13 protein-coding genes are annotated in these 15,587 nt (G+C 36.5%); 2 read left to right on the forward strand and 11 right to left on the reverse strand.

The genetic code is table 11. The features are described 5' to 3' along the window. Positions 1-72: 72 nt before the first annotated feature. From QJV27_RS02810 to QJV27_RS02830, 5 genes are all read right to left on the reverse strand, one after another. Positions 73-1,335, reverse strand: coding sequence for an MFS transporter (locus tag QJV27_RS02810; protein ID WP_281447470.1), 1,263 nt, complete (start codon positions 1,333-1,335; stop codon positions 73-75). 80 nt (positions 1,336-1,415) lie between these two features. Beyond that, positions 1,416-2,144 carry an SDR family oxidoreductase gene (locus tag QJV27_RS02815; protein ID WP_281447471.1) on the reverse strand — a complete coding sequence of 243 codons (729 nt, stop codon included), beginning with the start codon at positions 2,142-2,144 and terminating at the stop codon, positions 1,416-1,418. Positions 2,145-2,182: 38 nt separating this feature from the next. Then, positions 2,183-3,454, reverse strand: a complete 1,272-nt coding sequence (locus QJV27_RS02820; protein WP_281447472.1) for a D-tagatose-bisphosphate aldolase, class II, non-catalytic subunit — start codon at positions 3,452-3,454, stop codon at positions 2,183-2,185. Further along, positions 3,454-4,437 (reverse strand): tagatose kinase, encoded by a 984-nt coding sequence (locus QJV27_RS02825; protein ID WP_281447473.1) that lies wholly within the window; start codon positions 4,435-4,437, stop codon positions 3,454-3,456. The genes QJV27_RS02820 and QJV27_RS02825 overlap by 1 nt, the downstream gene beginning before the upstream one ends. A 57-nt stretch (positions 4,438-4,494) precedes the next feature. Further along, positions 4,495-5,661: an ROK family transcriptional regulator gene (locus tag QJV27_RS02830; protein ID WP_281447474.1), complete on the reverse strand. Its 1,167-nt coding sequence runs from the start codon at positions 5,659-5,661 to the stop codon at positions 4,495-4,497. Positions 5,662-6,025: 364 nt separating this feature from the next. Here QJV27_RS02830 and QJV27_RS02835 point away from each other — a divergent pair, with 364 nt between their 5' ends. After that, on the forward strand, positions 6,026-6,910 hold the full coding sequence (locus QJV27_RS02835; RefSeq protein WP_281447475.1) for a D-psicose 3-epimerase: 885 nt from the start codon (positions 6,026-6,028) through the stop codon (positions 6,908-6,910). A gap of 61 nt (positions 6,911-6,971) precedes the next feature. Here QJV27_RS02835 and QJV27_RS02840 read toward each other — a convergent pair whose 3' ends face one another. From QJV27_RS02840 to glyA, 6 genes are all read right to left on the reverse strand, one after another. Continuing rightward, on the reverse strand, positions 6,972-7,796 hold the full coding sequence (locus QJV27_RS02840; protein ID WP_281447476.1) for a DUF3108 domain-containing protein: 825 nt from the start codon (positions 7,794-7,796) through the stop codon (positions 6,972-6,974). A gap of 136 nt (positions 7,797-7,932) precedes the next feature. Next, a complete protein-coding gene (hmpA, locus tag QJV27_RS02845) occupies positions 7,933-9,144 on the reverse strand; it encodes an NO-inducible flavohemoprotein (protein ID WP_281447477.1) in 1,212 nt (403 codons plus the stop codon). 171 nt (positions 9,145-9,315) lie between these two features. Beyond that, entirely contained in the window at positions 9,316-10,245 is a 930-nt protein-coding gene (locus QJV27_RS02850; protein WP_281447478.1) for a mitochondrial fission ELM1 family protein, read from the reverse strand. Between the two features lie 18 nt (positions 10,246-10,263). Then, positions 10,264-11,355: a glycosyltransferase family 4 protein gene (locus QJV27_RS02855; RefSeq protein ID WP_281447479.1), complete on the reverse strand. Its 1,092-nt coding sequence runs from the start codon at positions 11,353-11,355 to the stop codon at positions 10,264-10,266. After that, a complete protein-coding gene (locus tag QJV27_RS02860; RefSeq protein WP_281447480.1) occupies positions 11,352-12,515 on the reverse strand; it encodes a glycosyltransferase family 4 protein in 1,164 nt (387 codons plus the stop codon). The genes QJV27_RS02855 and QJV27_RS02860 overlap by 4 nt, the downstream gene beginning before the upstream one ends. 96 nt (positions 12,516-12,611) lie before the next feature. Further along, a complete protein-coding gene (gene glyA, locus QJV27_RS02865; RefSeq protein ID WP_281447481.1) occupies positions 12,612-13,901 on the reverse strand; it encodes a serine hydroxymethyltransferase in 1,290 nt (429 codons plus the stop codon). Positions 13,902-14,086: 185 nt separating this feature from the next. Here glyA and QJV27_RS02870 point away from each other — a divergent pair, with 185 nt between their 5' ends. Next, positions 14,087-15,583 carry an APC family permease gene (locus QJV27_RS02870; protein ID WP_281447482.1) on the forward strand — a complete coding sequence of 499 codons (1,497 nt, stop codon included), beginning with the start codon at positions 14,087-14,089 and terminating at the stop codon, positions 15,581-15,583. Positions 15,584-15,587 lie beyond the last annotated feature (4 nt).

The raw sequence follows: 15,587 nt of genomic DNA on the forward strand, positions 1-15,587 counted from the left end.
TTAGGGAGTAAATACAACAAGAAATCCTTTGTATTTACTCCCTGAAATTTTTCATCAATTAAAAACTATTTTTTAAACTTTTTTAATTTTCGGCTGATTCACTTCGATGAACAAGGTCAAAATCGCTGCAAATATATATAATCCGATATAAGACCAAATTGCCCCAGCAATACCAAATAAAGGTACCATTAATGTTGCAATTCCAGGTCCAACAAAATTGCTTAGCCCTGCCGATAAATTATAAATAGAAATTGCAGCCCCTTTGTGATTAGGCTCCAATGCAGCAAACACAGCAGTCATAGGAACAAAAGCCGCAACTGTAAAACCAAATAATACAGCTGGGATCATAGCCATCCAATAATTATGACCAAAAGTTACAGGGATATAATAAAAAGCAAAACAAGCAACAGCCCCACCAATACACCCAAACCAACGGGCCTGACGCAACCATCCTATATGATCACCTAAAATACCCCACATTACATTGGTAAAAATAGTTACAAACATAAATACAGTCCAAATATTTTGCCACTCTGTTTTGGTAAATCCTAATCCATGATCATTTACGTTTGCTCCAACAAGTAACCAAGGCATAACAACTGCAAATCCAAAAATTGGGGTTGTATTAATAATCCGCACCAAAGCAGACATAAAAATATTTTTATTAGAAAATAAAATTGTTACAGCTCGCGATAGCTCCTCAGTTTTTTCTGCAAAAGATAGATTTGCTTTCGATCTATCTGTTTTAACATTTCTAAGGGCAATCAAAGCAATCAGACCACCAACAATGACCCATCCTAATGCCATCCATAAAGTATTATGCTCGCCGATAATAGGATTAATATAACCTGGAAGATATCCCCCCAAAACGCCAAATCCAATAGAATATGCAGCCCAGAACCATCCCATTGCCGTGGAAACTTTGCTTTCTGAGACATTTTGAATAATTAAAATTACAAAAGAATATAAAAATAATGGATAGCCAAAACCACGAATAGCATAACATATAACCATCAACGGATAATTATGTAATCCAATACCAAAAAACATAAAAAAGACATGCATCACAGCCCATAATGCAAATCCAATAAACATTGCCTTTTGTGGTGTAATAACTTCTGCAACAACGCCTGAACACCAAGCTGAGATTGCAACAAATAAGCCATATAATGTAAATACAAAACCAGATTGTGCTTCTGAAAAACCCATATCTGTTATATATTTTGATAAAAATGCGGCCTCAAAGCCATCACCGGCCATGAATATTGCAATAGCTATATACCCCCAAACAAGTGATGGTGGCATAAAACCAAATAAAAGTTTTTGTGATTTCATTAAAGATTACCTAATTTTTCGAATAGAAGATAAATTTTTATCCTCTATTCGAAATGTTATTGGCTATAGATTTATAAGTCTTATAAATCCTGTGCTGATGGCATAATAACAATATCCCTGATTGTAACATTACGTGGACGTGTTAACATGAAAATGATTGCTTCGGCAATTTCAGAAGGTTCAATAATACTGCCCATTTCCTTGGCTTTCTTAAGATTTTCTTCTGGCCAATCGGCCAATAATGCCGTAATTACGGGCCCTGGGGATACAGAGCCAATACGAAGGCCATGCTTATTAATTTGGCGACGAACAGTCTGAACAAAACAGGTCATTGCCCATTTTGATGCTGCGTAAACAGGTTCCCATTGCACAGGATAATGTCCTGCGACCGAACTGGTAACAATAATATCACCGTTACCTCTTTCAATCATATGCGGTAAAACAGCATGTACATTCTTCATAACTGTTGATACATTCAAATTAATTAACCGATCAATTGCATCTGGATCGGCGTCAATTAAATCACCACCGATGTAGCATCCTGCATTTGCGTGAAAAATATCAATTTTACCTGTTTTTTCCAAAATATTAGGAACTAATTCTGAACAACTTTTCGTATCTAACAAATCTGTAACAAGAGGGATTACTTTATCATTATGTTGTTTTTTAATCTTTTCCATAGCTGCAAGATCACGATCCACCATAACGACTGTTGCACCACTAGCAACCAAAGCTTCGGTTGATGCACGTCCAATACCAGATGCTGCACCAGTGACCACAGCAACTTTGTTTTGTAAAGATTGAGACATAAATATTATCCTTTTATAATAAATAATTTAAGAATATTTTAATTGAGATGGCATGCTTGGTTATAAGAACCTAGTACTTTTTGGACATACCAAATGATTACTTCTTCAGGGTCAAAATTGTTTTGGGCAAAATGTTCTGCCCCTGGCAAATACTGCATTATTAAAGGAAGAGGTACTATCACCCCGTTCAGTATTGTCAGTAATTTTTCAACGCAATTTCGTGCTACTGGATCAGTCCAGTAATAACGTATACGGTCTGAAAAAGAGTAATGACGTAATAAGTAACGCTCGTGATCGTTACCATGATAATGACTGTTCCAATAATCTGGTTTTTCTAACATTAATTGTTCTAGATTGTTAGACAGATTGCGATTGGGATAATTTTCAAACAATTCACTAGCAATCAGATCTAATGCAAACAGACACTCCCTAACTGCGAAAGTCAACTCAGGGCCAACTTTAAGAATAGCATAGCCATCTTGCACAAGCTGTGACAAAGAGCATGTTCCTTGATAATCCGTTGAATGTGCCTCGAAAACAAGATTAGGATTATCATTTAGAAACGTTGACAATCGTTGTGCCTTGGCACTGTCATATTGGACAATATTCCAATTACCAAATTCAACACCAGGTTGAACAACTATACCAAGCAAACGACTGATGACGTCCTCAAGACCTGCTTTATGCAAGGCATCTTGATGAACGCTATATGTCCTTTTAACTGCTTCTGGTCGAGTAGGTTCAAGAGACGTGATATCATGATCAGCACCGCCAGGCGGTGGAACCTCGGTACCAATAATATATAATGGCAAGGATTGATCACTATCCTTTGCGATCTCTTCAGCCTTTTTAATTAAACGAACAGCACGCTGCGAAACCAATTCATCATCCAAAGCTATTGGTTCCCCTTTACACCCCATTGATGTGTCAATATGAAGTTTACGAAAACCAGCTTTGACATAAGCAGCAATCATTTTTTCTGCTTCACCCATCGCTTCATCGGCAGGAAGAATTTTCCATGGGTTTGGCCCCAGATGATCCCCTCCTAAAATAATAATGTCCTTTGGGCATCCTTCTTCCTTTGCCAAAGAGAAGACCAATTGGGCGAAGTCAATAGGTTGCATACCCGTATATCCACCCCGATGGTTAACTTGATTACAGGTTGCTTCAATTAATACGCTACTATTCGTATCACGACCAAGTCGTAAGGCAGCTCTCAAAACTAATGGATGAGCAGAACAAACAGAGGTAATCCCTCTGGATTGTCCCTTAACACGATAGTCTTTTAATCCTTCAAGCGTAACCTTCATTATATTCTCCTTGGGGTATTTTTGATAAACATTTGCAATTCTTTTAAACTTGCCGTTCCTTCCATTGGCCCAAGGAACTGAACATTTCTAGCACCTGCAGCATTCGCCAGTAATAATGAATCTTCTAGAGGTAAATCTAATCTTCTACAGCCAACATAAGCACCGCCAAAACAATCACCCGCACCCGTTGGATCAATCTCTTTAACCTCGAATGCTTCACATGACGTTATATTTCCATAATAATCATAAGATACTGCCCCCTTGTCACCTTGCTTCAGCACAACCTCTTTTACCCCTACTGAAAATACTTTCTTTATTGCTACCTGAATATCTGTTGTATCTGTAATGGTTAGTATTTCCTCACCAGAAGGAAGTAACAGATCCGTTTGGGTTAATAGGTAATTAAGACGATGCGTGAATGTTGCGTCTGATTTTAATTCCTTTCTGATATTGGGATCAAAAGAGACACTGCCCCCACGTTTTTTTATGGTATTTACTGCATATTCAACAATATCCCATGCCCCAGGCATTGCTAGTAACGTTCCCATAATATGAATATGCCCAGCCCTTGAGATCAACGCATCTGTGTTGTCATTTCTGGTAATTTTTCCCGCTGCAGAGGCAACGATATTAAAAACAAAATCACGCTCGCCATTTTCTTGATATCTGATAAAAGCACTGCCCGTTGGCAAGTATGGATCAATAGAAATGGCAGAAATATCAACACCATCTTTTTCCAATCTCTCGATATTCAATTGTCCAAAAGCATCTTGACCGATGGTTGCAATGATACCTGTATTTTTAGTTATTTTTGCACACTGATCGATAAAAATTGCAGGGGCGCCACTAGGGAAAGGTCCTTTAAACGTTAGCGGAGGGGCAAACCCTTCCCCAATTTCAGAAGCCATGATTTCAACCAGTATTTCCCCTATTGTGATTGTTGGACCTAACTCGTTAGGGGCCAATGTAGAATTCGTGGGCATCAAATTTACTCCAAATATAACGAATTGAATGACGAGATCAGAAATAATTAATCAGATTTAGGATAAAAAACGTTGATGTAAGATACATGCCGCCCCATAGGCTGAACCAGATTCTGGATTTTTATTCAGAATAATTTCAGGGATTGGAAAAGGCATATCTTGATGTAATTCGATATAAAAATTAACGCGTGCGGAAACTAAGCTATACAACTCAGCCATAGCCCCACCTAGGATAATTTTATTAGGATCTACAATCCTGCACGCTTGAACCAAGGCTAAACCTAAATATTTAGCCCACTCGTCAGCTAGATTAACAGCAATAGGTTCACGATTATTAACACATTCAATAAACGAGCCAATTGTAACTTCTGAACAACCAGAAAGAACACGATATCGGGATAAAAGTTCTTCTAACCCTATAATTGACTCAAGGCTTTTCTTTTCTTTTTCTTCATTTTGAATAATTAAATGTCCTATTTCACTAGCCAGACCATTGCCACCTCTAAATAACTTTCCATCGACGACTAATCCACCACCAATACCACTTTCAAGAACTAAAAAAAGAATAACACCCTGTGTTATATTGGATTGATACAAAGCACCTATTGCAAAAGCATTCGCATCATTTTCAACAGCTACAGGCAAATCCAAGGGCAACTTACTTTCTACAATTTTTAGAAAATCAATATTTTTCCATCGTAATAATGAAGCATTATAAATATATCCCTTGTCATTCATTTGCCCGGGAACGGAAAAACCAATACCGTATAAATTATCCATCATGATGTTGTGACACATTGATAATGCCATTTTTATTGATTGATCAATTGTCATTTCAACGTCTTGCATTTTACAATCAAGAGATTGATGTTTGATATCGACAACCGTTGCGGTCATATCAATTAAAATAATGGTTATGTATTCGACCCCTATTTCAATCCCAAGGAAATAAGCAGCTTCGGGTATAAGCTCTAACAAAATACCTGGACGACCACGTTGATAGGTCTCTGCAGTTTGATCACCACTTCTAGTAATTTCCCTTACGAAGCCGTTATTGATCAGATCAACAATAATATGACCAGACGATGACCGATTAAGTCCCATTTTTCTGGCAATTTCTGCACGACTTAATGCGCCAAATCGGTGCAAAGCTTGCAGTGCAATCAATTCGTTGCTGTGTCTTATGCGTCTAGAAGCATTAAACTGTAAACTAAGATCATCCATTTATAAAACTTATGACTTTTTCATAATAACAATAACCGTAATATTATATAGTTTTAGACAACAAAATTATAACAAAAATAAAAATTTTATGATCTAATTTAAATATCTAAAACCTAATTTCATCATAATAAAGCTTATTTTGTATTTTAATGCAACAAAATTATTTGCGTCTATAATCACAAAAATTTTACTAAAAATTCCACCATAATTCATTTTTCATCTATATCATTATTTTTACTGTAAAATTATTTTTAGATATGCAAATAATTGAAGGTAATTTGTAAAATAATGTACAAAAAAATAATGATATTTGATCTTTTTGTGTCATATTAAGATTTAAACTTACTTTTTCTGGGAGTACACCATGCAATTTGGAACTTTATATTCTTATTGGAATAAAGAATGGGATTGTAATACTGCAGATTATTTGAAACTTATTGAAAAAATTTCTTCAATTGGTTTTGATATTCTCGAAATTAACGCTGATCATGTTTATCATATGCCTGAAAGTGATCTTAAAAAATTAAATGATCTCCGTAACCAGCACGGATTGAAATTCACTTTAAATAGTGGCCCATCCAAAGAGTATGATATGGCATCAGATAATAAAGTTATCCGCCAACAAGCCATTCAATATTACACCAAGATCCTAGAAAAAATGCCTTTATTAAAGGCAAATACACTTATCGGTGCAATTTATTCTTATTGGCCATGTGATTTTACCAGTACGAATAAAGAACTCGCTTGGAAAAATAGTATAGCCTGCCTACGTCACTTAGGACAAATAGCAGAAGATTTGAATATCACAATAGCTCTTGAAGTACTAAATCGTAATGAAACCTATATCTTGACAAATTGTCAGGAGGCCGTTGATTACTGCAAACAAATCAATAGTAAATCTGTAAAAATACTTTTAGATACGTATCATATGAACATCGAGGAAGATAGTATCCCAGATGCAATTCGATATGCTGGCGATTGGCTCGCACATCTACATGTTGGTGAAAATAACCGTAAATTGCCTGGCATGAATAACACTATTGATTGGCCAGCAGTCGCTGCAGCCTTGCACGATATTGGTTATGACAAAGGTGTTGTCATGGAACCATTTATTTTAAACGGTGGATCTGTGGGAAATGCTATTCGAGTATGGCGAGATTTAAGTAATAATGCAACACCCCAGCAGATGGACAATTATATTATCCAATCATTGAATTTCCTAAGGAAAACATTTGCAATAAAAAACTAATAACTAAAATATACTAAGTGGCTAAACAGAATTTCAATATTATTCCTTAGCCACACTATTCTTATTTATCTATAGGTATTTTTCTTAAAACTCCAGTAACCATACCCATTTTAGGATGCTGAAAATCAAATCTAACCGGTAAAATTCCAACTTGATCAATATTTTTAAACCAAATACTGCCTGGTTGAGGTTGAGCCATCAAAGCACGATGACGAGAATGCTTTAGACCACCAATTTGTTGCGCCACTGCTTTGCAAAATAAAGCTTGACCTCTATAGGGACTGGTCCAAGTTGAAGGCATTTCCCTCTCTCCTACCGTTTCGCTGTGAAATGTGTAGACACGCAGTCCATCAATCAAACGAAATTGATCATCGCACTTTCCTGTAGTACGAACACGATAAATCAATTCAGCCATTGCACTCATAATGTCTAAACTATGTTGCATTTGCGCATCAGTTAAAGGATCTCTTTCTGGGTCTCGTGCTGGTGTTAGTGTTTTAATAATAGGCAATTGCCCATGGTTAAAATCAATAACTATGTGAAAATCTTCTTTTTTCGATTTTCCATGAGAATTAAAAATAGTTGGGATTGCTTTTTCATTTTTAAATATACCAGACACAGTTGAATATGTATCCAAACTAAAAACAATGCTGGCAAGACCTGCAGAGATAAAATGTGCTTTTACACTATATTGATCAGGGGTTAGAGTATACGTGGCTTTTACCGTAATAACGTGCAACCCTTTGTTATATACATCGTAAACAAGTGAAACTGGCTTATGATCAGGAAATTGTTGCTGCTGCTTTTCTTGCGCTTGCACATTTGCACAATAAGTGGCAAAGATCCATAAAATACCTAAAGCTAAAGACGAAAAAAACTTGGTCATTTTGATCCTGGGATTCTTTTAACAACTATACTCTAATGAATTATAGATTAACGCATTGACTAAATATTGAAAAGAATCCCTTTTGACAATTTTGACCTTACAACTATGGATCAGGCCAATCTTTTTCTTTTACGAATTATATGGTTAAACTTCCCGTTCCAAACGCCTCGACATGAATATTACAAGGAGGAACCCCAAGATTCTTTAATATCTTGCCTTGTTCTTTCATAAATTCGACAGGACCGCATAGATAGTAATTTGCATCTGGTACAAGTTTATCTTCAATCATTTTCAGATTCACCCTACCCACATGATCAAATTGCAGACCTGGTTGATCCTGAGTTGATGGATTTGAATAAAAAACGATTTTTTTCATATTTTGATGTTTGGTTACAATTTCATTTAGATGCTGAAACATAGCATGGGTTTTTCTGTTACGGGTTCCATGAATAAACGCAACTGGACGTTTATTATCTTGTTCAGCCAAATATGTTAGCATTGAAATCATTGGAGTAATACCAACACCTGCACTGATTAAATATACAGGCTTATCATTTTGATTATCTAAACAAAACTCTCCAGCTGGAGGGGCAAGATCAATAATGTCCCCAACATCATAATGATGGTGTAAAATATTTGAAACTCTTCCTGCTGGTGTTTGTTCGGTTTGATCTTCACGTTTTACAGAAATACGATAAGTTTCTTTGCCCGGTGCATCAGATAACGTATATTGTCTGGGCTGCATCAAATCCCACTCTGGAACATAAACCCTTACAGAAATATATTGACCTGGGTTAAATTGAGGTAGTTGCCCACCATCTACAGGTTGTAAATAAAATGAAGTAATTTGATCGGTTTCAGGAACTTTTTTGACAATTTTAAACCCTCTCCATCCCGTCCACGATCCATGTTTTATATTTTCTGCATATAACTTTGTTTCCATGCCAATTAATAAATCTGCTAATTGCTGATAGGCAGCACCCCAAGCATCGATCAATGCATCAGTGGCAGCGTCTCCTAATACTTCTTTAATTGAGGCTAGTAAGTGATTACCAACGATAGGATAATGTTCGGCACGGATCCCAAGACTGACATGTTTATTGGCAATATGAACAAGCGCATTTTTTAAAATTTCAGGATTATCAATATGTTCCGCATAAGCTAAAACAGCGGTTGCCAGTGCGTGTTGTTGTTTTCCTGCTTCTTGATGACCTCTGTTGAATACCTGTTTTAATTCGGGATTAATGCTCAACATTCTTTTATAAAAATGAGAAGTTAAAGCAACGCCATGTTCCCTCAAAACTGGAACTGTAGATTTTACAATAGATTTTTGAGTATCAGTCAACATTGAAAAGAACCTTTATCAATTTGCTTCTGGTAAAATGTATTAAAAATACATCTTTTACGACAGCGTAGTTGTTAAAAATAATGCGAAGCTTCAGAGTCTTTTAAAAGATATATATTTTATACATATTTTTTAGAAAAAATGCAAATGATATATTTATAATACTTCTTTTATTTATAATAGATGCAAATATCTTTTTGCTTTGAATACGATTTCTTCCGTATCATCTAAAGGTTTGACCGCCCATTCTTCAAGGTGTCCATCAAATATTTTTATCCTATTCTGCTCTTGCATCGATTGAATAAAAGAGAGGATTCGTTTCGATTTACCAGGCAAAGGAAGAACCATTACGGGGACGGGTGTTGCTACAGCTTCAGATATCATTGAGACACTGTCTGTTGTTACTAATATAGTATCAGCACATGCCAACAACCCTAAGTAAGGATTGTCACCCTTTCCATCCCAAATATAGGCACCTAGCGGAACCAAACGATCTTGAAAAATTTTTATAACCTGTGGATTAGTGCGTCGAGAAGGCGTCAGCGCAACTTGTATCTTCTCAACTTTTATCAATTCGGTAAGTTGATCAGCAATATGATGCGCTTCCTTCTCTCCTAAAATAAATCTGCCGTTATTTCCCCCAATTAAAACAGTAACCAAATATTGTTCATCTGTTTTGAAATGACCTGACCACAAATTTTTATTTTTCAATAATAACTCTGAGGTTATATGATGCAAAGCTGTTCTCGATACCAAAACATTTTCACCGGTTAGGTTATCATGCGGATTAACAACAACTAAATCAAACTTGCATGCAGAAATGCGTGGGTTTTGGATATGAATTGACGGCCGCCCTTTCTTTCTTAACGCCGCATTAATGACCCCACCAACACTACCGACACTTATTAAAATTGAACTATCTGCAACTTCAAAAGACTGAACAGAGCTTAATGGAAAAGGCCAATAAGGTGCTGATATCAAGCTCCATGGTAATTTAGGGGTTAGATGACATAACTCCGTTTGAAACCCTGCACGTTGAGCGAAGCCAATCGCCTGAGATTTCATTCCTGCAAAATTTTCAGTTAAAATTACAGCTCTCGACATCTTACCCCTCGCTGCACATCATGCCAATTTTGACGTAACAGTATCCACAACATGCCGTGCTAATTTTTTCCATTCTTCTTCCGCATCATGCTTTTTCCTAGTCAAAGGAAAGGACAGTTTTAAAATGGTTTCAAGGCCTTTAGCTATATCAATAATGGTCGGTTCACATAAAAAAACCAAATCTTCATGCTTAAACTGTTCAGCCAAACCACCAACATTCGTAATCAAAATCGGCTTACCAAAAGCCAATGCTGTTGCAGCTATTCCACTTTGACTGGCCTCACGATAAGGAAGAATGACAACATCCGCCCATTCCATTAAATCAGCTATTTCATTTTCAGGCACCCATCGATTTTCTACAACAACGTTGGGATGTTCATTTAATCGATCCAAAACAACAGTTTGCGGGCCATAACCAACAATACGCATTATATAAGGTTGATTACTAGAGATTTTTTTTAAAGACTCATCCAATAAATCTAGGCCTTTATAAAATAGTAAACGGCCGAAATTTAATAAACGAACTTCTTTTCCCCTAGATTTCTCATAATTTTTTTGCGCTGAATATGAAAAAGCAGGATGCCAGCCAGCAATAACCTTATTTTGATTCACTATATTTTCAGATAATATTTTTTCATAAATATATTGCGAAAAAGTTACAACTAAACTTGACTGTTTAATTAGCTGATTTTGCAAAAAATGCTGACCTATGTATCCGTCGCCAGGATGGGGATAAACATCGTGAATTATAACAACACAGGGAATTCGCAATAATTTTAAAGTAGCAACCATTAGTAAATCTAGTGGGCCAGGCATCGTACAAATCGCTAAACTAATTTTTAGATTTTTTATCTTTTTGTATAAGTAAATCATCAACAAAGGAGATTGAACCACACGTTTTAGATATCCGCCAATGGATTGGTATGTCTTGACTGGAATATCATTTTTAAATGATGAATTTTGAGCAATAATTTCTGCATGAGTTGATAAAGATAGATAGACATTTGAATTCACAACAGAGCGCAAAGCATTTGAAAATTCAACAGCAATTTTTGGTCCAGCACCCCGACGCCCCCATTGCCAAACCAAAATATTGTCGGTTTTTTTCATCCCTGATCCGTTATCACGCCAATTGCGGATAACCCCTCTAATAAAGACTGTGAGTTAAATGTTTGTAATGTCTTTTGACATGCGGCTCTTCCTAAAGCAAGGCGATAATAAGGGTTTTGAATTAATTTCTTAATTGCCTGTGCAGCCATATCACTATCTGGTTCCGCCCAATATGCTCCTTTTAGTTCATAAACTTGACGAGAATCTTTTACAGGGACCAACTGGTAATCAACTGGCATACCACAAGTTTGGTCTATAAATTCAAAGGTCGCAGACCAATTTGTCACAATAACAGCTTTTCCAACCAACATTGCTTCAGCGGGAACCAATCCAAAACCTTCACTTCGATGCAATGACATTACAATATCGGAATGATAAATCAAAGCTTGATTCTCTTGAGGGGATAAAATATTTTTATTTATGATAATATTATCATAACCTTGAATGGCTTTTTTAATTAATTTTAAATCTTCTTGATATTCATCACCATAGGTTATTTTTAAGATCAAACAAATATTTGGATCATTACCACATGCTTTTCTGAACGCCAAAATTGAAGCGATAGGATTTTTTCTAGCAAAACTGGAAGATAAACTAAAAGAAACTAAAATGACTAATTTATCTTTAGGCAAACCCAATTGCGCGCGCGTAATATGCTCGACTGGATAATTAATTCGATCTGCAATTGGATGAGGAATAATTCTTACAATTTTATGATATTTCGTCGCCAAAGGTTTCACCGCCTCGGCTACGAAAAGGGATGGTACCCAAATCTCATGAACATACCTAAACCCAGCCTCCCAATCTTTAGGAAGCACTGACAATTCCCATGCCCAATATCCAATGATCTTACGTTTTTTTAATAAGGAACGCGGCAACGATAATAAAGCAAAAGGTATCTGGGGTGCATTGATATGTAAAATCAATGGTGCGTATCGATGGGTCGATAACACTCTATACGCTCTTTGATAATGACGTAATGACAAAGAATATGGTGAAATATCAAGCAAAGAGGAAGAAATATGATGTTTTTGTAAGGCTTGGAACATCACTCTTGCTCCTTCCCCCAGACCAGAAGCCCTAGACACTTCACCGCCAATAATTACATGGGGGTCTATCAAAGGATTTGAAGAAAGTGAGGGCGCAAAAAAAGCCCCCACTCTAGCCAATCCATAACGGCGAGTGTGTGGGGGCAGTAAACGCCATAACTGATGTAATGGCTTAATCAGGAGAAATCTCCATTAAAACAGACTTGATTATGCGTAAATGGGAAAGCGTTTACAAAGTGCAATAACTTTTTTATGTACTTCCTGCTCTGTTTTACTATTATCCCCATCAGAAGCATTCGAAAGTGCTGTCAAGACTTCGTTGATTAGTAACCCAATTTCTCGAAATTCAACTTCCCCAAAACCACGAGAGGTGCCAGCAGGGCTTCCCAAGCGAATCCCTGAAGTGATTGCAGGTTTTTCTGGATCAAAAGGAATGGCGTTTTTATTAGCTGTGATCCCTGCTCTTTCTAAGCTCTCTTCAGCTTGTTTTCCCGTTACTTTTTTAGGACGTAGATCGACCAATAATAAGTGACAATCTGTCCCTTCGGTAACAATATCAAAACCACATTCAATCAAAGTTTCAGCCAAAACCTTAGCATTTTTAGCAACAGATTTTTGATATTCTTTAAATTCTGGACGCAAAGCCTCACCAAAAGCCACGGCTTTTGCAGCAATGACATGCATTAAAGGCCCGCCTTGCAAACCTGGGAACACAGCAGAATTTATCTTTTTAGCTAAATCAGCATTGTTGGTTAAAATGATCCCACCCCGTGGTCCCCGCAATGTCTTGTGGGTTGTGCTCGTTACAATATCAGCATATGGAACTGGATTAGGGAATAAACCTGCTGCAACTAATCCTGCGAAATGGGCCATATCAACCATTAAATAAGCACCAACTTCATCAGCGATTTTTCGGAAACGTTCAAAATCAATAAACCGTGGATAAGCAGATCCTCCAGCAATAATTAATTTTGGTTTTTCGGCGCGAGCAACTGCCTCCATCTCGTCATAATCTAGATATCCATCTTGACGACGAATACCATAATGTAAAGCATGAAACCATTTCCCTGAAAAATTAGGGGCTGCACCATGGGTTAAATGCCCACCAGACGCCAAATTCATTCCCAAAACCTTATCACCAGGTTTAACAGTAGCCATGAAAGCGGCTAAATTTGCGTTCGCGCCTGAATGAGGTTGAACATTAGCAAATTCAGCACCAAAAATTTTCTTTAAACGTTCAATAGCAAGAACTTCAACCTTATCGACTTCGCTACATCCCCCATAATAACGACGTCCAGAATACCCTTCGGCATATTTATTGGTTAATACGCTCCCCTGTGCTTCTAAAACTGCCTTAGAGACAATATTTTCACTGGCAATTAATTCAATTCCATCTTGTTGACGAACAAGTTCGCTATGGATAGCTGCATTAACTTCAGGATCAGTACTTGATAAATCAGAATGAAAAAACTGATCATAAATTTGTGTATCGGGCATTAATAAATTCCTGCTATAACAAACCAAAGGGATTTTTATATATTTTACGTTCCTTATAAATAAAATATATTAATTGTTTTTAAAATACTTAAAATTTAAAAAATTGATTTTCATATTGTATTTACTTATTTAAAAGCAGTTTTTGGTGGCTACTTTTCAACACAAAATCACAAGGACGCGAATTTATGGGAAAATTTACCTGTAATTCTTTATTCAGAAAGAAATCCATTGACATTGATGATACAAATAAAGAAGAACAACTAGCTCGTGTTTTGGGCATGCCAACTTTGATTTTCTTTGGGGTTGGCGGAATTGTTGGAACAGGTTTATTTTCCATCACAGGTATCGCAGCATCCGTTCATGCTGGGCCAGCTGTCATTGTCTCATTTTTGATTGGGGCCATAGCCTGTGGCTTTATTGGCTTATGTTACAGCGAATTGGCAGGAATGATAACAGTTGCTGGCAGTTCATATAGTTACAGCTATATTGCGTTCGGTGAACTTATTGCCTGGATGGTTGGTTGGAATTTAGTATTAGAATACGCTGTGGGTGCTGGGGCCGTTGCCGTCAGTTGGTCAAAATACATGTTGTCACTATTAGAAGGATTCAACATTCATCTTGATCCTAGGTTTATAGCATCGCCCTTTGAAATGGTTAAACTATCTGATGGATCTTACGTAAATGGCATTATTAACATCCCTTCAACATTTATTGTCATTATTTTATCATTATTATTGATGAAAGGTATGAAAGAATCAATGACATTAAATAACGTGGTAGTTGTTATTAAAATTCTTGTCATACTCGTCTTGATTGCTTTTGGTATCCCATATATTAATCCCCATAACTTCGTTCCTTTTATTCCTGAAAATACAAGCGGTGAATTTGGGCATTTTGGCTTTTCAGGCATCATGCAAGCTGCGGGAATGATTATTTTTGCCTATATAGGTTTTGACAGCGTCTCATCTACTGCACAAGAAGTGAAAAACCCATCAAAAAATATTCCTCGGGCAATTTTAATCATTATCAGTATTTGTGCCATTATTTACGTTGCTTTTGCTTTTGTTATTGTTGGATTGGTTTATTATACTGATCTGGTTAATGACGCTGCGCCTGTCGCCACAGCGATTGACCATACGCCATTTAAATGGTTACAACCAATTGTTAAATTTAGTATTATTTTTGGCTATATTCCTATTATTTTCTTATTACTGATTGGCCAAACACGTATTTTCTTTTCTTTGGCTCAGGACGGCTTAATTCCGAAATTTTTTGCAAAAACTCATAAAAAATATAAAACGCCTTGTTATTCACACATATTTTTTATGGTGATTATATGCATTTTATCCGCATTTTTCCCAATGGGTGTACTAGGGAATATGTGTTCAATTGGGGCATTATTTGCATTTACATTCGTTTGCATCAGTGTAATGATTTTACGTAAAACTTATAAGGATTATCCAAGAACCTTTAAAATTCCTGGCAAGTTTATTATTCCAACCATTGGCACATTGACCAGTTTAATCTTGATGTATTCACTAAATGGACTAACATGGATTGTGATGTTGTCATGGGTTGGGGTCGGTTTAATGATTTACTATTTCTATGGATATTCTCACAGTAAACTTAATCGCAATATAATGAATAATAGTTCTGAATTTTCAAAACAACTCAACAGTTAAGGTA

The sequence above is a fragment of the Commensalibacter oyaizuii genome (assembly GCF_029953265.1).
GTDB classification, from domain to species: Bacteria; Pseudomonadota; Alphaproteobacteria; order Acetobacterales; family Acetobacteraceae; genus Commensalibacter; species Commensalibacter oyaizuii.